This window comes from Nocardia nova NBRC 15556 (genome assembly GCF_001613005.1).
Classification (GTDB): Bacteria; Actinomycetota; Actinomycetes; order Mycobacteriales; family Mycobacteriaceae; genus Nocardia; species Nocardia nova.
Window position 1 is genome coordinate 1 of record NZ_BDBN01000120.1, and the last position, 20,508, is coordinate 20,508.

General features: G+C 68.1%; 12 protein-coding genes. 10 read left to right on the top strand and 2 right to left on the bottom strand.

The window, feature by feature from the left end:
* The coding region (locus NN2_RS32580; RefSeq protein WP_156511539.1) for an AAA family ATPase at nucleotides 1-1,027 on the bottom strand (1,027 nt) is incomplete at its 3' end.
* A gap of 448 nt (nucleotides 1,028-1,475) precedes the next feature.
* Here NN2_RS32580 and abc-f point away from each other — a divergent pair.
* From abc-f to NN2_RS32595, 3 genes are all read left to right on the top strand, one after another.
* Nucleotides 1,476-3,131 carry a ribosomal protection-like ABC-F family protein gene (abc-f, locus tag NN2_RS32585; RefSeq protein WP_063018805.1) on the top strand — a complete coding sequence of 552 codons (1,656 nt, stop codon included), beginning with the start codon at nucleotides 1,476-1,478 and terminating at the stop codon, nucleotides 3,129-3,131.
* 507 nt (nucleotides 3,132-3,638) lie between these two features.
* On the top strand, nucleotides 3,639-5,279 hold the full coding sequence (locus NN2_RS32590; RefSeq protein ID WP_063910937.1) for an MFS transporter: 1,641 nt from the start codon (nucleotides 3,639-3,641) through the stop codon (nucleotides 5,277-5,279).
* Nucleotides 5,276-5,974 carry a TetR/AcrR family transcriptional regulator gene (locus NN2_RS32595; protein WP_063018788.1) on the top strand — a complete coding sequence of 233 codons (699 nt, stop codon included), beginning with the start codon at nucleotides 5,276-5,278 and terminating at the stop codon, nucleotides 5,972-5,974. The genes NN2_RS32590 and NN2_RS32595 overlap by 4 nt, the downstream gene beginning before the upstream one ends.
* On the opposite strand, the gene NN2_RS32600 is transcribed toward NN2_RS32595, so the two are convergent.
* On the bottom strand, nucleotides 5,960-6,514 hold the full coding sequence (locus NN2_RS32600) for a nuclear transport factor 2 family protein (protein WP_063018795.1): 555 nt from the start codon (nucleotides 6,512-6,514) through the stop codon (nucleotides 5,960-5,962). The genes NN2_RS32595 and NN2_RS32600 overlap by 15 nt on opposite strands.
* 391 nt (nucleotides 6,515-6,905) lie before the next feature.
* On the opposite strand from NN2_RS32600, the gene NN2_RS32605 reads away from it, so the two are divergent.
* The 7 genes from NN2_RS32605 to NN2_RS32635 are packed head-to-tail and all read left to right on the top strand — an operon-like array spanning nucleotide 6,906 to nucleotide 20,475.
* Entirely contained in the window at nucleotides 6,906-13,205 is a 6,300-nt protein-coding gene (locus tag NN2_RS32605; RefSeq protein WP_063018797.1) for a type I polyketide synthase, read from the top strand.
* A gap of 8 nt (nucleotides 13,206-13,213) precedes the next feature.
* Nucleotides 13,214-14,584, top strand: coding sequence for an aminotransferase class I/II-fold pyridoxal phosphate-dependent enzyme (locus NN2_RS32610; RefSeq protein ID WP_063018799.1), 1,371 nt, complete (start codon nucleotides 13,214-13,216; stop codon nucleotides 14,582-14,584).
* Nucleotides 14,581-16,590 carry a CRTAC1 family protein gene (locus NN2_RS32615; RefSeq protein WP_218022088.1) on the top strand — a complete coding sequence of 670 codons (2,010 nt, stop codon included), beginning with the start codon at nucleotides 14,581-14,583 and terminating at the stop codon, nucleotides 16,588-16,590. Before NN2_RS32610 ends, NN2_RS32615 begins: the two co-directional genes overlap by 4 nt.
* Nucleotides 16,587-17,627 carry an RnfABCDGE type electron transport complex subunit D gene (locus NN2_RS32620; protein WP_104364348.1) on the top strand — a complete coding sequence of 347 codons (1,041 nt, stop codon included), beginning with the start codon at nucleotides 16,587-16,589 and terminating at the stop codon, nucleotides 17,625-17,627. Before NN2_RS32615 ends, NN2_RS32620 begins: the two co-directional genes overlap by 4 nt.
* 37 nt (nucleotides 17,628-17,664) lie before the next feature.
* The gene (locus NN2_RS32625; RefSeq protein ID WP_063018801.1) at nucleotides 17,665-18,636 is read left to right on the top strand and encodes a DUF1702 family protein; all 972 of its coding nucleotides are present in this window, start codon (nucleotides 17,665-17,667) and stop codon (nucleotides 18,634-18,636) included.
* Nucleotides 18,633-19,433, top strand: coding sequence for an SDR family oxidoreductase (locus tag NN2_RS32630; RefSeq protein WP_169812476.1), 801 nt, complete (start codon nucleotides 18,633-18,635; stop codon nucleotides 19,431-19,433). Before NN2_RS32625 ends, NN2_RS32630 begins: the two co-directional genes overlap by 4 nt.
* 28 nt (nucleotides 19,434-19,461) lie before the next feature.
* Nucleotides 19,462-20,475 carry a UbiA prenyltransferase family protein gene (locus NN2_RS32635; protein ID WP_063018803.1) on the top strand — a complete coding sequence of 338 codons (1,014 nt, stop codon included), beginning with the start codon at nucleotides 19,462-19,464 and terminating at the stop codon, nucleotides 20,473-20,475.
* Nucleotides 20,476-20,508 lie beyond the last annotated feature (33 nt).

Here is a 20,508-nt window from a genome sequence, read left to right on the forward strand (position 1 = left end):
CGGCGCGGTCCGGCTGCTCGCGCAGGGTCGAGGCCAGCGCACGATGGGCGGCACGGCGGGCGGCAGGCTGCGCCCCGGCGGGGATCGCCGACCGCATCAGCGGATGACGGAATCGCACTGCGCCGGAATCGATCTCGATCAACCCCGCGGTGACGGCGGGGGTCAGGTCCGCGTCGTCGACCGGGCCGCCGAGCAGCAGTGCGGCGGCCGCGAGCGTTTCCGCTACCGACAGTTCGTCGAGCGCGGCGAGCAGCAGGACGGTGCGGGTCGTCTCGGGCAACTGATCGGCCCGCAGACCGAACGCACGTTCCAGCCGCTCGGTGAGCGGCAACGCCGCCTCGGGCCGGTCGGTGGCCGAGGGTAATTCCTTCAGCGCCAACGGATTTCCGGCCGCGGCCGCCAAGACCCGTTCTCGCCGGTGATCGTCGAGGCCGGGCGCGGCGGTGTCGAGCAGCTGCCGCGCCTCCTCCTCGCCCAGTCGCGAGAGCGCCAGCGTCGGGTGCCCGGCCTGCGACAGCGCCGCCTGCGCGTCCCGGGTGGCGGCGACCAGCACAATCGGCTCGGATTCCAGCCGGCGGGCGAGGAAGCCGAGCACGCCGGCGGTGGCGGCATCGAGCCAGTGCAGGTCCTCCACCACCAGCAGCAGCGGCTGTTCGGCCGCCCGATCACTGAGCAGGGTCAGCAGCGCCGCACCGATCAGATATTCGCTCGGTGCGGCCACGTCGACGAATCCGAGCGCGGCGTTCAGTGCCGCGGCCTGGGTGGGCGGCAGCGCATCGATGCCGGTACGCAGCGGGAACACGATCTGATGCAATCCGGCGTAGGGCAGCTGCTGTTCGGCCTCGGTCGCGGTCACGGTCACGACCCGGACGCCCGCCAGCCTGGCCATCGCCGCGACCTCGTGCAGCAGCGCGGTTTTACCGATCCCCGCTTCGCCCGCGATGACGACGACGCCGCCGCGCTCGGCGATGCCGGTGATCGACTCGTCCAGATATTTGAGTTCCGATTCCCGTCCGACCAGCGACATCCGTGAGCACTCCTGTCCGGTCCCGGCACCGGCCGGCGCCGGTCACCGCGGGGCGATAGCAACACACCGAGCGAACTCGGCATGCCGTCGACACTATCGGTTCCACGGGCGAACCAGCGGACTCCGGGGCGCGATCCCGGCCGGGAACAGGCTCGGAATGCCGCGGGCGGCGGCGATGAACACCACCTCGCCCGGACGGCCCGTCGACGCACGAGCAGTAACCCGACCTGACCTTTTCCGTGCGATGCGGTCCCGGCTGTTATCGTCGGGCGGAGTCGGTAGATCAAGGAGACCAGACATGGTTGGTGAACTCGACATCTCCGGATAGACCCGGAAGTCACGGCCACCGGTAGGCGCACGCGGCGCCGCCGACGTGGCCATGTCGTCGTTCACCCGATCACCCTGCGGCGCGATCGCACCGTGCCGCAACGACTTTCGAGGTCTCACCATGTCCGATGCCTTCATCGTCTGTTCGAACCTGTCGTTCACCTGGCCCGACGACACCCCGGTGTTCCGGGATCTGTCCTTCAGCGTGCCGGGCGGACGGACCGGCCTGGTCGCCCCCAACGGCGCCGGGAAGACCACCCTGCTGCGCCTGATCGCCGGCGAGCTGACCCCTTCGGCGGGCAGCATCACCGTCGACGGCGCCCTGGGATATCTGCCGCAGAATCTGCCCCTGACCGGAGAGCTGACGGTCGCTGAAGTTCTCGGCATCGCACCGGTGCTGGCCGCGCTGGCGGCCGTCGAATCCGGCGACACCGACGAGCGGCACTTCACCACCATCGGCATCGACTGGGACATCGAGGAACGCACGCGCGCTCAACTGGACCGGCTCGGGCAGGGCGCGTTGCCGCTCGACCGGCGGCTGCACACCCTCAGCGGCGGGCAGATCGTCTCGCTCGGACTGGCCGCGCAGCTCCTGCGGCGACCGGATGTGCTGCTGCTCGACGAACCCACCAACAACCTCGATCTCGAGGCGCGCCACCAGCTCTACGACGTGCTCACCGACTGGAACGGCTGCCTGCTGCTGGTCAGCCACGACCGGGCCCTGCTCGACCGCACCGATCGCATCGCCGAACTCTACGACGGCGAAATCCGTTACTACGGTGGCAGTTTCACCGACTACGAGCAAGCGGTGCAGGCCGAGCAGGCGGTGGCGGAGAAGAACATCCGCACCGCTGAACAGGAGGTCAAGCGCGAGAAGCGGGAATTGCAGCAGGCTCGCGAACGCGCCGCGCGCCGGGCGAGCAACGCGCAGCGCAATCTCGGCAACGCCGGACTGCCGAAGATCTTCGCCGGCACCATGAAACGCAATGCCCAGCAGTCGGCGGGTCGCGCGAACGAAACCCACGGCGCCCGGCTGGACGCCGCGAAGAACCGCCTCGACGAGGCCGGGCGGGCGCTGCGCGAAGAACAGCGCATCGTGCTGAACCTGCCCGATACCGAGGTCCCGGCCGGCCGCACGCTGTTCGCCGCCGAGCACATCCGGTTCCGCTTCGGCGAGCGCGAGTTGTTCGCCGGCGAGGGCGCCGATCTCACCGTCCGCGGACCCGAGCGCATCGCCTTGACCGGACCCAACGGCGCGGGCAAGTCCACGCTGCTGCGCATCGTGCACGGCGACCTCACCCCCGACAGCGGTACCGTTACCCGCGCCGACGGCCGGATCGCCTACCTGTCCCAGCGGCTGGACCTGCTCGATGCCGACCGGACCGTGGCGGAGAATCTGGCCGCCGCCGCCCCGCACCTGCCCGCCGCGCAGCGGATGAATCTGTTGGCGCGCTTCCTGTTCCGCGGCTCGCGCGCCCATCTGCCGGTCGGCGTCCTCTCCGGCGGGGAGCGACTGCGGGCCACACTGGCCTGCGTGCTGTTCGCCGAACCCGCGCCGCAACTGCTGTTGCTCGACGAACCCACCAACAACCTCGATCTGGTGAGTGTCGGACAGCTGGTCGGCGCCCTGGAGTCCTATCGGGGCGCGATCGTGGTCGTCAGTCACGACGAACACTTTCTCGCCGAGGTGCGGGTGAGCCGGCACTTGCGACTCGCGGACGGCCGCCTGGCCGACGACAACGCCGCCGTATCCGCCGAACCCCCGTCTCCCCGATAACACCCGACGGCTCCGAAACCGAGCGTGGCGGCGGTCGAATCGAGCGTTTCGTCCGCCGCCATCGGGGGACGACCGGTTTCGGTGTCACGCGGATCGCGCGTCGGGGCGGCTCGCGCGCTCACGCCCCGTCGCCGACCGTTCCCACCACTGGCAGGTACGACCTTCTGCCCGCCACTAGAATCGGCGTGTTGTCGTACCTACCGCAGCGATCGGTAACCACCGATTAGCCCGAGTCGCACACAATCCACACTCCCCTGCGCGCCGGCGCCATCCGCCCGGCGCCGGATTTCCGCAAAACTGCTGCTGACGCGCCCCACTCGGGGACATCGGCGGTAGGCCCGCGACCGCTCGCCGATACCCCACGCGAAAAGTATTTCCGGAGAAGGCTTTTCACATTAGATCTTCCGAAACAGGCCATCGATCTGCACGTTTCGTGTGTAGGCTACCGCCCGGTAGCTGTTCGACGGCCGAGGGGTGGCGGCTGATGTAGTAGACGAGGATCCGGTGATGCAGGGCAGGGAATCCGTCGAATCTCCCCATTTACCCGACACACTCGGCGCCGGCCGGCGCACCTGGGCGTTCTGGCTGGGCCTGACGGCCACCACCGGCGGAGTGCTGCTGCACCTGCCGATGTTCCGGATGGCCCGGGACATGGGCTACCGCATGGCGGGAATGCCCATGGACACCGCGATGATCTGCGGTATGGCGCTGATCGTGGCCGGATTGGCGCTGACCACCTACGGCCTTTTCCCGACTCGATCGGTGCACCACCGGGTGGTCGCGCTGCGGGTGCGCGCCCTCGACGACGCCCCCATCAACCGCGTGCACGTGGTGCTGATGCTGGTGATGGCGGCCGCGATCACCATCGATGTGATGAAGCCGACGACACTGTCGTTCGTGGTACCCGGAGTCGGCGCCGAATACCACCTGAGAACACCGGCCAACCCGCATGTCGACGCGCTGCCGGTCGCGTTGCTGCCGCTGTCGGGCATCGCGGGCACCGTACTCGGCTCGCTCCTGTGGGGCTGGCTCGGCGACCGGATGGGACGCAAGGCCGCCATCCTGCTGGCCGGAATCTTCTTCGTGGGCACCTCGATCTGTGGCGCGATGCCCAGTTTCGAATGGAACGTGGCGATGTGTTTCGTCATGGGGCTGGGCGCCGGGGGGATGTTGCCGATCGCGTTCACGCTTCTCTCGGAGACCATCCCCGCCCGGCATCGCGGCTGGTTGCTGGTGCTGATCGGGGGTGACATCGCCGGCGCCTACATCGTCACCAGCTGGCTTTCGTCGACCATCGGGCACACCTACAGCTGGCGCAGCCTGTGGCTGCTCGGGTTGCCGACAGGATTCCTGCTGGTGCTGCTGGTGCGCTGGATCCCGGAATCGCCGCGCTACCTGCTGGCCGTCGGCCGTCACCGCGAGGCCGAAGACGTGCTGCGCACCTACAACGCCGAGATCGTCCCGGTCGAGCACAGCGAACTGGCCGCCGAGGACGGCGTGCGCGACGGGTTCGGACAATTGCTGCGGCGGCCGTATCTCGGTGTCACCGTGGTGTTGTCACTGATCGGGCTCGGGGTCGGCTTGGTCACCTACGGATTCCAGTTGTGGTTGCCGACCAATCTGCGCAATCTCGGATTCAGCGATGTGACCGCCGATCGCATCCTGCGCGATTCCGCCCTCATCGGATTCCCGCTGAACTTCGCCGTCGCCTACTGCTATCACCGTTCCACCAAATGGACCCTCATCACGCTGGGCGCGCTGCTGGCGGTTACCCTGGCCGGATTCGTGATACTCGGCGACCATGTGGCCGACCACCGGCTGCTGCTCAATACCCTTCTGGTAGTGCCCATCTGGGGTTCCAGCTCGATCGTGGCGGTGATCGTCGCCTACGGCGCGGAGATCTACCCGACCCGGATCCGCTCGCGCGGCAGCGGTGTCGCGGCGGCCATGACGAAGGCCGGCGGCGTCGGTGTGATCGCACTGGTGGTGCTGGCGGTGGCCGCGCCCTCGATCAGCGTCATGGCCTTGATCAGTGCGGTGCCGATCGCGCTGGCGACGATCGCGGCGGTGGTCTACATCGTGGAGACGCGGCGCCGCTCCCTGGAGGACATCACCGCCGCCGAACTGCGAACGGTGGCGGCGGCATGAGCGCGACTGCCTGTGAATCCGGTGCCGCGGTGGCACAGTCGTTACGAGATCGCTTGATCCACGCGACTATTCAACTCATCTCCGCGGAGGGCCTGACCTCCCTGACCGTGCGACGAGTGTCGCGGATCTGCGAAGTGTCGACCATGGCGATCTACTCCAATTTCAGCGGAATGCCCGGACTGCTGCGCGCGGTGGGCTCGGCCGGATTCGCCCAGCTCTCGGCCCGGCTGGCCGAGTGTGGGTGCACCGACGACCCGATCACCGACATTCTGGTGCTGGGCTTCGTCTTTCGCGACGAAGCGCTGCGCAAACCCGAACTGTTCCGCCTGATGTTCGCCACCGAATCACCCAGGGCGGAGGTGAAGCTGCATCGCGGCAACATCCTGTCCGGTACCGGTGATTCGGACTTCGACAACTTCGCCGAGAGTTTCGACCACGTGGTGCGGGCGACCCAGCGCGCCCTCGACGCCGGCCTGGTTCGCGCGGAGAACGCACGGGCGGCGGCGGCCCAATTCTGGACGGGTCTCTACGGTTTCATCCAGCTGGACATGGCCGGGCTCTACGGAGACGAGGGCGTCGGCGAGGTACTGCTGCCCTCGATCGTGAACATCATGATCGGCATGGGCGCCGATCCCGAGTGGGTGCAGCGCTCGGTGCACCGCGCGGTGGAGCGCGTGCTCTCACCCACGTCCTGACCGGCGGCGCAGCCGCACGCCGGCGCGCTGCATGCGAGCCATCGCGCGTTCGGCGAAACCGTTGCGCTTGGGTAGCAGTTCGAGTTGCAGCAACAGTTCGTTCAGGTCCCAGGTGGCCTTGCTACGCCAGATCAGCCCCTCGCGAAACTGCCAGATGTCGACCACGAACAGGTCGAACTTCTTGCCGGTACCGGCGAATCCGGGCGGATCGATCGGCCCCGTATTGGTGCCGGTCATCCGCCACGGCACGATCGCGGCCAGCCCATCGGCGGTGACGGCGGGCTCGAACACGAGGTGATAGGCCACATCCGGAAACGAGCGCACGGTGTCGTCGACGAATGCCGCGACCGCGGACCGGCCGATCATGACATGTTCTTCGGACGGGTCGAGCCAGCGGGTGTCCTCGCTGACGCAGGCGGCGACGGCGGCGGCGTCACCGGCGTTCCACCCGGCGATGTAGTGGTCGACGAACCCGCGCAGCCAGGCGGGGTCGGTAATCGGGTCGGCTCCCGGATCGAGCGCGAATTCACCGGATTTCATGACGGCTGAATGTACCCGAATAACAATGTCATGAATGGCGGTGACATTGTTATTTCACCGGGCCCGGCGCGCACGCCGGCCGATAACGATGTCATTGTTCGATCATATGGCGCAGATGGCCGCAAATAACATCGTCATGGCTCGGACATAATCACTGTCGAGCTCCGGGAAATAACATCGTCAGCCCGAAAATAACACTGTCAGCAGGCCGGATGTCATTTCGAAAATTCAGCGCACCATGCCCTCGAGTCAACTCGCACAACGACTTTCGACAATTCTCCAACCGCCGCGAGCGGTTCGTATCTATGCTCGCTGTTGTTCGTATATGAATGGTTCGACCGCTTCCGTGCACATGTGCACGACTCGGTGCAGACAATCAGAGGACCGCGCAATGTCCGATGCAGCAATCGTCGGGATCGGCTGTCGTTTTCCCGGCGGTATCGACGGTCCGGACTCGTTCTGGGATTTCGTGCTCCGCCGCGGCGACGGCGTCGTCGAGGTCCCGGCCGATCGGTGGAGTCTCGACAAGTTCTACGACCCGGATCCCGACGCCCCCGGGCGCATGTACACCCGTCACGGCGGCTTCCTGACGCATTCGCTGTGGGATTTCGACGCCGACTTCTTCGGCATCTCCCAGCGCGAGGCCGCCATCCTGGACCCGCAGCAGCGGCTGTTGCTCGAGGTGGCCTGGGAGGCACTCGACGACGGCGGGATGGCCGGGCGGGTCGGCGGGCGCGATATCGGCGTATTCGTCGGCGGCTTCATGATGGACAATGCGGTGAGCCGCAATGTCGTTCGCGCCTCGATCAATTCGCACACCCCGACCAGTTCCTCGCACACGCTGCTCTCGGCCCGGATCGCGTTCCTGCTCGATCTGCACGGGCCCACCATGACCATCGACACCGCATGTTCGTCCTCCCTGGTGGCGCTGCACCAGGCCGTGCGAGCGCTGGAGACCGGAGAATGTTCGGCGGCGATCGTCGGGGGCACCAACGCGATGCTGCAGCCGGAGACGTTCGTCTCCATGTGCAAGGGCCGGTTCCTGGCCGTGGACGGGCACTGCAAATCCTTCGACGCCGACGCCGACGGGTACGGCCGCGGTGAAGGTGCCGGTGCGATCGTCGTCAAACCGCTCGACGCGGCGGTCCGTGACGGCGACCGCATCTACGCCGTGGTGCGCGGCAGCGGGGTGAATCAGGACGGCCGCACCCTGGCCGTGCCGGTCCCGAATCCGGTTGCGCAGCAGCAGCTCGCCGAGCGGGTGCGGCAGCAGGCGGGGATCGCCGCGCACGACATCGGCTTCGTCGAGGCGCACGGCACCGGAACTCCGGTGGGCGATCCGATCGAGATGACCGCGCTGGGCGCGGTGTACGGGGCCGTGCCGGAACGCACGGAGGCGCTGCCGGTCGGGTCGGTGAAGAACAATATCGGGCACACCGAGGCCGCGGCGGGCGTCGCCGGCGTTATCAAGGCCGCGCTCACCGTGCATCACCGCACGATCGCCCCGCAGGCACGGCTGGACAAGCCCAATCCGGAGATCGATTTCGACGGCCTGGGCCTGCGGGTGCCGTTGCGCGCCGAACCGCTGCGACAGCCGGTGGTCGCCGTCAACAGCTTCGGCTACGGCGGAACCAACGCGCATGTGCTGATCGGGCCGGCGCCCGAGACGGCCGAACCAGCCCGCATCGCATCGTCTTTGCCCGTCCTGCCGTTGTCGGCGCGAAACGAGTCCGCGCTGCGCGTGCTGGCGGCCGAGCTGTGCGTGGCATCGGATGCGGTGCCGCCGCACCACTTGACCGCCGCGGCATGGGTGCGGCGCGCACACCACCCGCTGCGCACGGCCTTCGTCTACACCGACGGCGACGATCTCCGAGCGCAGCTGACCGAATTCGCGGCCGGTGGCGGCCGGACACCCGCACGAGCGATCTCCGAGGGGAGCACGGATCCGGTGTTCGTGTTCAGCGGAATGGGGCCGCAGTGGTGGGCGATGGGCCGGGCTCTGCTCGAAGCCGACGGTCCCGGCGCCGCCGCCGCTCGCGAGATCGATCGAGAGTTCCGGGCACTGGCCGGCTGGTCGGTTCTCGCGGAATTGCTCTGTGACGAAGACGATTCGCGGATCACCCGCACCGAGATCGCCCAGCCGGCGAACTTCGTCGTGCAGGCAGCGCTCACAGCCGAGCTGGCCGCGCTGGGGATCCGTCCGGCCGCGGTGGTCGGTCACAGCGTCGGCGAGGTGACCGCTGCCTACGTATCCGGTTCGCTGACAGCGGCGCAGGCGGTCGCGGTGAGCTATCACCGTTCCCGGTTGCAGGCCACCACCGCGCACACCGGCGGCATGCTGGCCGTCGGTCTCGCGGAGGCCGAGGCGCGGGAACTGGCGGCAGACGCCTCCGGCATCGATATCGCGGCGGTGAACAGTCCCTCGGCGGTCACACTGGCAGGCGATGTGACGGTACTGCGCGACCTCGCCGACCGCCTCACCGCCGACGGCACGTTCGCACGGATGTTGCGGGTGGAAGTGCCGTATCACAGTCGCCGCATGGATCCCGTTCTCGACGAGCTGCGCACCGAACTCGCGGCCCTGTCCCCCGCGGCGGCCACGATTCCGGCCTACTCCACGGTCACCGCACAGCGCGCGACCGGTGACGATTGGGATGCCGACTACTGGTGCCACAATGTGCGCGACACGGTACGGTTCGCCGACACCGTCGCCACGATGCTCGCCGACGGGCACCGGGTGTTCCTGGAGATCGGTGCGCATCCGGTCCTCAGCGGCAGCATCCGCGAAATCCTGCTGGATCACGGCGTGACCGGGGCCGCCGTGCCGACGCTGGCCCGCGGTGGTGACGACCACGCGAATCTGCACAGCGCCCTCGCCGACCTCTACCGCGCGGGAACGCTCGACGGTGACCGGCTGCCTGCCGGAATCGACACGGCCACACCGCATCTGGACCTGCCACGCTATCCGTGGCAGCGCCGGCGCATCTGGTCGCAACAGCCGGAGACCGAACTCGACCGGCTCGGCACGCCCGGCGGCTACGCCCTGCTCGGCGACCGCACCGCGGCCACCGCACCGGAATGGGAGGTGCAGCTGTCGGTATCGAATCTGCCGTGGCTGCACGACCATGTGGTCGCGCAGGCGGTCGTGCTGCCCGGCGCCGCCTACCTCGACACCGCGCTCAGTGCGGTCGCCGCGCGCACCGGCCGCGACACCTTCGGCCTGGAAGGGGTCGAATTCGTCAGCCCGCTGGTGATCGAAGACCACGATGTACCGGTCGTGCGGATCGGCGTGGAGGAGAGCACCCGGCGTTTCACGATCCGATCCCGCCCGGCCACCGGCTCGGACTGGACGGTCAACGCCTACGGCCGGCTCGTCGAGGCCGATATCGACTCCTGTCGCATCGACACCGATCCCGCACCCGATGCGGTCGAGATCGCCAGCGACACCGTCTACGAGCGAATGGCCGCACACGGGCTCCGCTACGGTCCCGCCTTCCGCCGGTTACGCCACATCGCCGTCGGCGCCGACACCGTGCTCGCCCGCGTCGACGGCAGCGATCGCGATCGCGCCCACCGCCATCTGGCGCACCCCGCCATCGTCGATGCCGCGTTGCAGTGCTTCGCGGCGCTGTACGCGAACAAGTCCGGCCCGCAGCCCGATTCGGACGACGATGTCGTCGTTCCCGCGTCGATATCGGGAGTCCGCCGACACGGCCCCCTGCCGGAGGATCCGGTGGTGGTCGTGACGCGCGATCCGGCCGACGCGCTGCGTGCCGACGTCCGGATCGCCGCCCCCGACGGCACGGTCGCGATGAGCCTGCTCGGGGTGCGGTTCCGTAACCTCACCGCCACACGCTCACTCACCGAACGGCTCGACGAGCTGTTCTACGAACCGGTCTGGGAGATCGTCACCGACGGCGGCGACCCCGCGGCCGCCCCGGCTCCGGACGAGGCGTTCGTGGTGATCAATCTCGGGGCGCAGATCTGCCAGCGCGCCAAGGAGATCGCCACGTCGCGAACGGTCGAGCCGGTGACGGTCGGTGAACACTCCGGGGCGTACGACGCCGCCGCGCTCGCCGATCTGTTCCGGACCGCCGCGCGGGACTCGGGCAGACTGCGCGTAGTGGTCGCCGCCGGTGAGGATCTCGACCCCGCCGCCGGCGTACACGGCACGGCAGAGGTCGCCCGCGCGGTGAAACAGCTTCTCGCCGAAACGGATTCGGGTGCGGTGGAGGTCCGGGGTGTGATCGTCACCGAGAACGCGTTGTGTCTGCCGATCGACGATTTCGCCCGCCTCGACCATGCGGCGCTCACCGGCGCCCGCCGCGAACTGCTCAACGAACTACCGGCCGGGCACTGGCGGCTCGTCGATACCGAACCCGGCACGCCCGCCGCCGACATCATCGAACGAATCTACGCCGACACCAGCATCGACGAGGTGGCGTTGCGGGCCGGTGCGTGCTGGACGATTCGCTGGCGGCACACTCTCCCGGCGCATATCCGGGAGTGGGAAACCCCTGCGCCGCTGGTGGATCCGCAGCAGTCGTATCGACTCGACATCCCGCGGTCGCGGTTGCTTCCCGATCTGGCCCTGGCCACCGCGGACCGAGTCGCCCCCGGCCCGGACGAGGTCGAGATCCGGATGCGGGCGGTGGGCCTGAACTACAAGGACGCGCTGAAGGTGCTCGGTGTGCTCACCGAGCGTGAACTCGAGGGCACCTTCTTCGGCACCGAGATCGGGATGGACGGATACGGCGTCGTCGAACGGGTCGGCAGCGCGGTGACCGGGATAGCGCCGGGCGACGAGATCTTCGTCGTCGCACCCGGAATCGTGCGCAAGTTCGTCACCCTGCGCACCGATACCGGCGCCACCACCGTGATGGACATCTTCGAGCCCGGCACCTTCGATCCGCTGCATTGCACCTCGGTCATGCCGCTGTTCACCGCGGAGATCGGGTTGCGGGAGCTGGCGCGCGTGCAACCGGGTGAGACCGTACTCGTGCACGGCGCGGCCGGCGGTATGGGTATGGCGGCGCTCCAGGTCGCGCTGCGGCTCGGCGCCCGGGTCATCGCGACCGCGGGCACCGCCGAGCGCCGCGAACGGGTGCGGGCGGCGGGCGCCCACGAGGTACTGTCCTCGCGGTCGATCGGATTCGTCGACGAGGTGCTGCGACTGACCGGCGGCGCGGGCGCCGATGTGGTCTACAGTTCGGCGCCGGGTGAGATCCTGCAGCAGAACTTCCGGGTCGCGGGAGAATTCGGCCGCATCGTCGATATCGGCAAGGCCGACATCTACGGATCGGGAACCATCGATCTGCGGCCCTTCGACCGCAACCTGTCGTTCTTCGCCGTCGATATCGACCGCATCCTCGCCCGCCGCCCGGAGCAGGTCCGGCGGGCCGCGCGGCGCGTGGTGCAGGCCCTGCATGCGGGCGAGTACACGCCGCTGCCGAATACCGTCTTCGGCCTGGACGAGCTGAGCGCGGCCTTCGAGACGGTCGCTCGCTCGGCGCAGATCGGGCGGGTGGCACTGGATCTGCGCGCGGACCACCCGCAGGTACGGCATCTGCCCCGCGAGGTCGACATCGACCCGGCGGCGAGCTATCTCGTCACCGGCGGATTCGGCGCCTTCGGACTCGCGACGGCCCGGCAGCTGGTGCGTCGCGGCGCCCGCAATCTGGTTTTGGTGGGTCGCGGCGGCGCTCGCACCGCGGCCGCCCGCGCACAACTCGCCCGCTTCGCCGCCGACGGAGTACGGGTGCGCGCCGAACGGGTCGATGTCGCCGACTACGACGCCGTGGCGGCTCTGCTGGACCGGATCGCCGCCGACGGAGCACCGCTACGCGGACTCGTCCACGCCGCGGGCGTGGTCAACAACACCGAGATACCCGAGGTCACTCCGGAATCGCTGCACGAGATATTCCGGCCGAAAGTGCTCGGCGCGCTCAATCTCGACCGGGCCACCCGTGCCGCCGGACTGGACCTGGACCTGTTCGTCCTCTACGCCTCGGCCAGCGGAATCGCCGGGCTCTCGCCCCAATTGGGTTATGCCGCAGCGAATTCCGTCCTGGACACCCTGGCCTGGACGCGGCGCGCGCAGGGGATGGCGGCGATCTCGGTGGATTGGGGGTTCATGCGCGGCGACGGCGGGATGGCCGATTCGCGGGCGGTGTCGCGCTATGCCGAGATGACCGGTTACGGCTCCCTGGACATGGATTTCGCGACCGCGCTGCTGTGGGAAACCCTGCGGCTGCCGGTCACCCAGTGCGCGATCCTCGACATCGATTGGAGCCAATGGGCGCTGGCGCACCGATCCTCGGCACGCGCACCACGCTTCGCCGAACTGGTAGCGGCCGCCGGGGGCGGCGCGGGCGGCGTCGGCGCGCTGCGCGCGGAAATTCTGGCACTGGATTCCGAACAGCGCGGCGAGGTGGTCGCCTGTCTGCTCGCCGAGCAACTGGCGATCGTGCTCGGCGTCGATGCCGACACCGTGGATCTGGCGACACCCACCAGCGAACTCGGCCTCGATTCGCTGATGGCCATGGAATTCGGCGCGCGCGTGGTGAAAAGCCTCGGCGTGAAGATGTCGGTGCTGTCCATCGGCGCCGGCCTGTCGCTGGCCGGTCTCGGGGTGAAGATCGCCGCCCAGATCGCCCAGGAAGAAGCAACGTCCGACCGTACGGCAGCGTGAGGAGCCCGATGACGACCGACAGTATGGATGCGCGGGCGGTGGCCCGGGCCCTGATGTCCAAACACGATCCCGGCAGCGGCGGCGCGCAGACCGCGGCCACCGCGGCGGTCACCGTCGCGACGACGACCGAAACACCGGTGCGCCGCACCGATTTCCGCGACCACCCGGGCGTGGTCGAGGCGGCCGAGAAGTGGGCGCGGTTCGACAGTTGGGCCACCGCGGCCGGAGTGCTGAACCCGTATTACCTGCCGCACGAGGGTGTCAGCGGGGCGCGGACCCGCTTCGCGGGCCGGGACATGCTGAACTTCAGCAGTTTCGGATATCTGGATCTGGCCGCGGAACCGCGGGTGCAGGCCGCCGCGGCGGCCGCGATCGATACCTACGGCACCTCGGCGGCCGCGGTGCGCCTGGTCGCCGGTGAACTTCCGCTCTACCGTGAGCTCGAATCCGAGCTGGCGCGCATCTACGACACCGACGCGGCGATCGTGACGTCCAGCGGATTCCTCACCAACGCCGCCGCGGTGGCCTTCCTGCTCGGCAAACGCGATCTGGCGGTGTGCGATTCGCTGATCCACAACAGCATCGTCTCCGGCACCGAATGGGCGGGCTGCCGGCGGGTGACGTTCCGGCACAACGATCCCGACTCGCTGGAAGCGATACTGCGGATGTCGCGGCGGTCCTTCGACCGCGCGATGGTCCTGCTCGAGGGTGTTTACAGCATGGACGGCGACATCGTGCGGCTGCCCGAGATCATCGAGGTCGCACGGCGTTACGACTGTTCGGTCATGATCGACGAGGCGCATTCGTTCGGTGTACTCGGCGAGCGCGGCCTCGGCGCACGCGAGCTGTTCGACCTGCCCGGCGACGCCGTGGACGTGTGGATGGGCACGCTGTCGAAGGCGCTCGGCAGCGTCGGCGGGTATCTGGCCGCCAACCGGGAACTGGTGGACGGCTTCAAATACTCCGCCGCCGGTCTGAGCATGTACACCGCCTCACCCGCACCGTCGGCCGCCGCGGCAGCACTGGAAGGGCTGGCCGTCCTGCACGACGAACCGCAGCGGGTCGCCGCGCTGCGCCACAACAGCCGGTATTTCCTCACGCGCGCAATGGAATTGGGCTTCGACACCGGCAACGGCGCCGGTACCCCCATCACGCCGATCATCACCGGCGCCGACGAACCGGCGGTGCGCGCGTCGATGCAACTGCTCGAGCACGACGTGATGGCGAATGCGATCGGCCATCCGGTCGTCCCCGCCGGCCAGGCGCGCCTGCGATTCTTCGTCAACTGCCGCCACACCGAGGACCAGCTCGACGCGGCACTGAGCACCCTGCGCCGGATATTCGACGGCTTCACCACGGAAGAGGGCCCGAACTCGTGAAACTGCCCGTCTCGACCTCTCTGCTACGCAAAGCGCTGGTGCCGCTGGCATCCCTCGCGCTGATGGGAATTCTGCTGGTGCCCGCGCATTCGGCCATGGTCGCACCGGTATCCGACGATCCGAACGGAGCGGCGGCGCACCGATTCCACTTCACCGAGATGCCGATCGCGCTACCACCGGGGCTGCCCCAGCGCACGATCCGCCATATCGAGCCCCGCTACGAACACGTGGTGGCGTGGATGTCGTCGGTCAACTCGGCGGTGGCGATCAACGACATCGACGGCAACGGCAAGGCCGACGATCTGTGCCTGGTCGACTCGCGGTCCGATTCGGTGATCGTCACCCCGGCGCCCGACAGCGACACCACCCGCTACGCCCCCTTCGTCCTGAATCCGGCCCCGCTGCCGACCGACGACAAGATGGCACCGACCGGATGCATCCCCGGCGACTTCGACCATTCCGGCCGAATGGGCCTGCTGGTGTACTACGGCGGCCGCACGCCGATCGTGTTCCTGCCGCGTGCCGGCGCCGCGAAACTGGACAACAGCGCGTTCAAACCGGTCGAGCTCGTGCCCTCCCCCGCGGCTCCCGACGGGAGTTATCACGGGGCGCGCTGGTTCACCCTCGCCGCATCCGTCGCCGATTTCGACGGCAGCGGCAATCCGAGCGTCTTCATCGGAAACTATTTTCCCGACAGCGATTTCATCGGCCCGGACGGCACCCACAGCCTGACGCTCAACGAGTCGTTCTCCAAGGCGACCAACGCCGGCAGCGACCACCTGCTCACCTTCGAACGCGCCACCGGCGGCGCCGATCCCACCGTGGATTACCGCGAAGTGTTCAACGCCTTCCCGGAGGGCACCACCAACGGCTGGACCATCGCGACCGCCACCCAGGATCTGACCGGCACCGGCCTGCCGTCGCTGTACGTGGCCAACGATATGGGACCCGACCGGCTGTTCGTGAACCGCTCGACCCCCGGTGCGATCAGGTTCACCCTCGCCGAGGGCACGCGCGGGCCCACCGATCCGAAATCCTTCGTGCTGGGCCATGATTCGTTCAAGGGCATGGGCGCGGACTTCGGCGACCTCGACGGTGACGGTATGCCCGACCTGTTCGTCAGCAATATCGCGCAGCGGTGGGGCATCGTCGAGGCGAACCTCGCCTTCATGAACACCGCCCGAAGCCCGAAAGAAGCTGCGGAGAAGCTGAATTCGGGTGTTGCTCCCTTCCGCAACGAATCGGTGCGCAAGGGCCTGGCCTGGGACGGCTGGTCATGGGACACCAAGATCGACGACTTCGACAACAGCGGCCGTCCGCAGATCGTGCAGAGCAACGGCATGTTCAAAGGCAAGACCACGCGCTGGCCGCAGGTGCAGGAGATGGCCACGATGAACGACGATCTGACGAAATATCCCTGGGCCTGGCCGAAGTACACCGCCGACTCGGATCTGGCCGGCAACAACCGGATGGGCTTCTTCGTCCAGGACGCCGACGGCAATTTCACCAACATCTCACCCGCTCTGAACGTCTTCGCGGCGACCCCGACCAGGGGTATCGCGGTGGGCGATTCCACCGGCACCGGACGGCTGAGCTTCGCCGTCGCGCGCCAGTGGGAGGCACCGGTCTACTACCGCAACGATTCTCCCGATCTCGGGCAGTATCTCGGCCTGCGCCTGTTCACCCCACCCACCAACACCGCCTCGGGGGGCACCACGATCGCCGGTCAGCCGATCCTCGGCTCCCCCGCCCTCGGCGCGGAGGTCACCGTCACCACTCCGGACGGGAAACCGCATGTGGCCCAGCTCGACGGCGGCAGCGGCCACGCCGGCAAGCGCGCCACCGAAATCCACCTGGGTCTCGGCGAGATCGACGCCGCGACACCACTGCCGGTCACGCTGAGCTGGCGCGACAACCACGGCGGATTCCACACCCAGCAGCTGCAACTGCGGCCCGGCCGCCACACCCTGGTTCTCGATTCCGACGCGCGGGAGGTCACCCGGTGAGCGCACAGAATACCGATCACAGCGGCGACGCTCCCGATCGTTCGGAGCTGCCCCGGTGGCGAAGGATCATCGGCGTCGACAAGGAGGGGCGGGATCCGCGTTATCTCGCCCTGCGCAACTTCGCGGCCTCGCTGACGTTCTTCAATATCCTCGGCTTCCTCTGGCTCGGTTTCGAGCAGCCGTGGTTGTGGCCGTTCCTGTCCGCGGCGACCGCCTACGTCGTCGAACTGTTACTGGAAACCCTTGCCGCGTGGGCCTATCGGCGACGGCCGGGATATCTCGGTAACGGGTTACGCGGGCTGATGGTGTTCCTGATGCCGGCGCACATCACCGGCCTGGCCTTCAACTTCCTGATGTACGCGGCGGATCGATTTCTGCCGATCATGTTCGGCATCACCGTCGCCGTCGGCACCAAATGGGTGCTGCGGGCCAAGATCAACGGCAAGATGAAACACTTCATGAACCCGTCGAATTTCGGGATCGTCGTATCGCTTCTGCTCTTTCCGCAGATCGCGATAGTCGGTCCGTACCACTTCGTGGAGAACATCTCGGGAGCGGCCGACGCGCTGATCGTCCTGGGCCTGCTGATGGCCGGAACCATGTTGAACGCCAAGCTCACCAAGAAAACGCCGCTGATCCTCGCCTGGCTGGCGGCATTCGTCCTGCAGGCCGTGCTGCGCGGCCTGTTCGAACCGGATATCTCGATGATCGCCGCGCTGACGCCGATCACCGGTCTGGCGTTCGTGCTCTACACGAACTACATGATCACCGACCCCGCGACCTCACCCTTCGGCACCCGCAATCAAATCGCCTTCGGGGCATCGGTCGGCATCATGTACGGGATCCTGATGGTGCTGCACGTGTCGTTCGGGCTGTTCTTCGCCCTCGTGATCGTCTGTGCCGCCCGCGGCGTCTACTGGTGGTCGCGCAATATCCGCGAACGGCTCGCCCGCCGCGCCGAATTCGACCGCGATCCGGTTCCGGTGCCGATCCAGGAGCCACTGCCCGCACCCGAACCCGCGCCGGTCCCCTCCTGACCGAAAAGCACTTCGCAGCAACAGAATCGAGACCACCATGCCTTCCGTCTTCGGACCGGTCCGCTCCCTCCTGCTCGGCACCGGCTCCCAGGAACCGCCGCTGAACCGACCGGGATTCGCGGCCCCCAGCCCGGCCACCGCAGCCGAACTCGAACGTGTCGCCACCCATCTGGCCTCCAGTATCGATATGGCGGTGCGCAGCAAGAACAACGACGAGGTGATCGCCACGATCGCCGCACTGCCGGAGCAGTATCGAGGTTTCGCGTTCGAGGGTGCCGCGACGGGATTGGCCGCCGTCGACTCGATCACGCCGTTCGGCAGCCGCGCGCACGATTTGATCGCCGGTCCAGCCGCGAAACACGATCTGACCATGTACGTCGGGGTGGGCCTGGCGATGGGCCGGATCCCGAAAGCGTTGTGGCGCAAGACTCTCCCGAGACACGAGAGCTATCGATGGCTGGCCCTGGACGGGTACGGCTTCTACAACGCCTTCTTCCACACCGAGAAATGGGTCGGCCGTCACTACGTCGACAACCGCCTGCCGCGGTGGATGGGTGATCCGGCGCCCCTGCACCGCGCCATCGATCAGGGGATCGGCCGGGCGCTGTGGTTCATCGGCGGCGGTTCGGTCGACGGGGTGGCGAAGATGATCGAGGAATTCGACAGCACCCGCCACCCCGACCTCTGGGACGGCATCGGCATCGCCACCACGTTCGCCGGCGGGGTCGAGGTCGCCGATCTGGAGGCGATCCTGGCCCGCGTGCCGCAATTCCGGACCCAGCTGGCCGCCGGTGCGGCCATGGTCGCCAAGATCCGGCAGCAGGCCGACAGTGCCACCGCGCACACCCACGTCGCCGTGCGCACCTATACCGGACGCGGCATCGACGAGGCCGCCGCGCTCATCGATCGCGCCTTCGCCGACGTCCCGCAGGACGGCACGGCCGGCGCCTATGTGGCCTGGCGCGACCGGCTGGGCGTCCTCGCCGCGGCACCGGGAGACGACGCGTGAGCGTGGACTGGACCGGCCGTCATGTCATCGTGACCGGCGGCTCGGAAGGGATCGGCGCCGCCGTGGCGACTGCCTTCGCCCGCCGCGGCGCGCGCGTGTCGATCATCGCGCGGCGCGAAGCGGTGCTGGCCGCCACCGCGCGGCGCATCGGCGCCGAATGGGCCGTCGCCGATGTCACCGACCGGGCCGGGCTTGCCGCCGCGATCAAGGATCTCGAAGCGCGGCAGGGCGATTGCGCCGTCCTGGCGTGCTGTGCCGGGCTCACCCTGCCGGGCCGGTTCCTCGATCTGGCCGACGACGAGTTCGATATCCAGATGCAGGCCAATTACCTGGGCTCGGTATACGCCGTGCGTAGCGTCTACCCCGGAATGGTCGAACGCGGTCGCGGCAATATCCTGCTGCTCAGTTCCACCTCGGCATTTCTCGGCATCGTCGGCTACTCGAGTTACGGGCCGACCAAGGCCGGCGTACGACAGCTGGGCCTGTGCCTGCGCTACGAGGCCGAGCCGCACGGGATCTCGGTATCGGTGCTGTATCCGGCCGACACCGATACCCCCGGCCTGCTGCGCGAGAATCTGCGCAAGCCTGCCGAAACCAAGGCCATCACGGGGTCGATCGCGCCGATGCCGGCCGACCGGGTCGCCGAGGTCGCCGTGCGCGGAATGGAACGCGGCCGGGCCCACATCACCGTCGATCCGCTGACCGCGTTCTTCCTGCGCTGGGCCAATATCCCGGAAGACTTCGCGCGACCGTTCTTCCGCCGCAGCATCGCGAAGGCACGCGCGTCGCGGCCATGAGAACCGCCCCACCGGAAGGACATTCGCCGTGGCAGGCACCGTAGACTACGCCACCGGATCGCTGCGCGCGCAGCTGCACCGCATCTTCACTCCCGGCCCGGGCGAAGACGGCATCGCGCTGCCGGTCCATCTGCGGCTGCATTACGCGCTGTGGCTGACCAGACCGGAGATCGCTCCCATGTCGGTGGGCATCATGGCCGCCGACGTCCTGTTCAGCGCGCGGTCGTGGCACGAGATCCTGACGGTACCGATGCTGGTGGCCTCGCTCATGCTCGCCGCCGCGATCCAGCTGCTGCACGTCGCCAACTGCCTGGCCGACCGCTGGGTGGACGTGGACTACAAATCGAAGTTCTCGCGGATGGTGCGTGATCTCGGGGTGCGGTTCGTGGCCCGCCAGATCTACGCGACCACCGCGTTCATCGGCGTGTCCGCGCTGTATCTGACGTGGGCGACCGGCCATCCGGATCTGCTGCCGCTGATCGTGCTCGGAACCGTATTGCTGCTGCAATATTCGCTGCCACCATGGCATTTCAAGGCCTCGGGGCTCTGGCAGATCCCCTTCACCTATCTGATGACGATGGTCTTCCCCGGCCTGGTCGTGCTGCGGCTCTACGACCGTGGCATCGAAGTCGCGGCACTGGTGGCGATCCTCGGAATGGGCCTGACGCTCACGGGGCTGTTCTCGATCAATACCGCCGAGGACATCCCCGAGGACGCCGAACACGACATCCTGACCTCCGTGCGCGCGCTGGGGCTGCGGACCTCGCTGATCGAGTCGTTCACCCGGGTGCTGGTAGGTGCGCTGATGGTGGCCGGCGGGACCCTGGCCCTGCGCGGTGGGATCTGGAGTCTGGTGCCCTACGGGGCCGGCGTGCTGATCGCGCTCGGTTTCGTGGGCAGCACGCTGGTGCGGGTGTGGTCGGCGGATCTCGATGCCGCGATGCCGGTGCTGCGTGCGCGAGCGAAGTTCTTCACCGCGATGGTGGCGTTGGTGTCGTGGGTCACCGTCGTTCCCGCGGCGGCCGTCTTCGCCGCGCGCTGAACGGTTCCGGCATGCGAACGGCCCGTCCCTTCC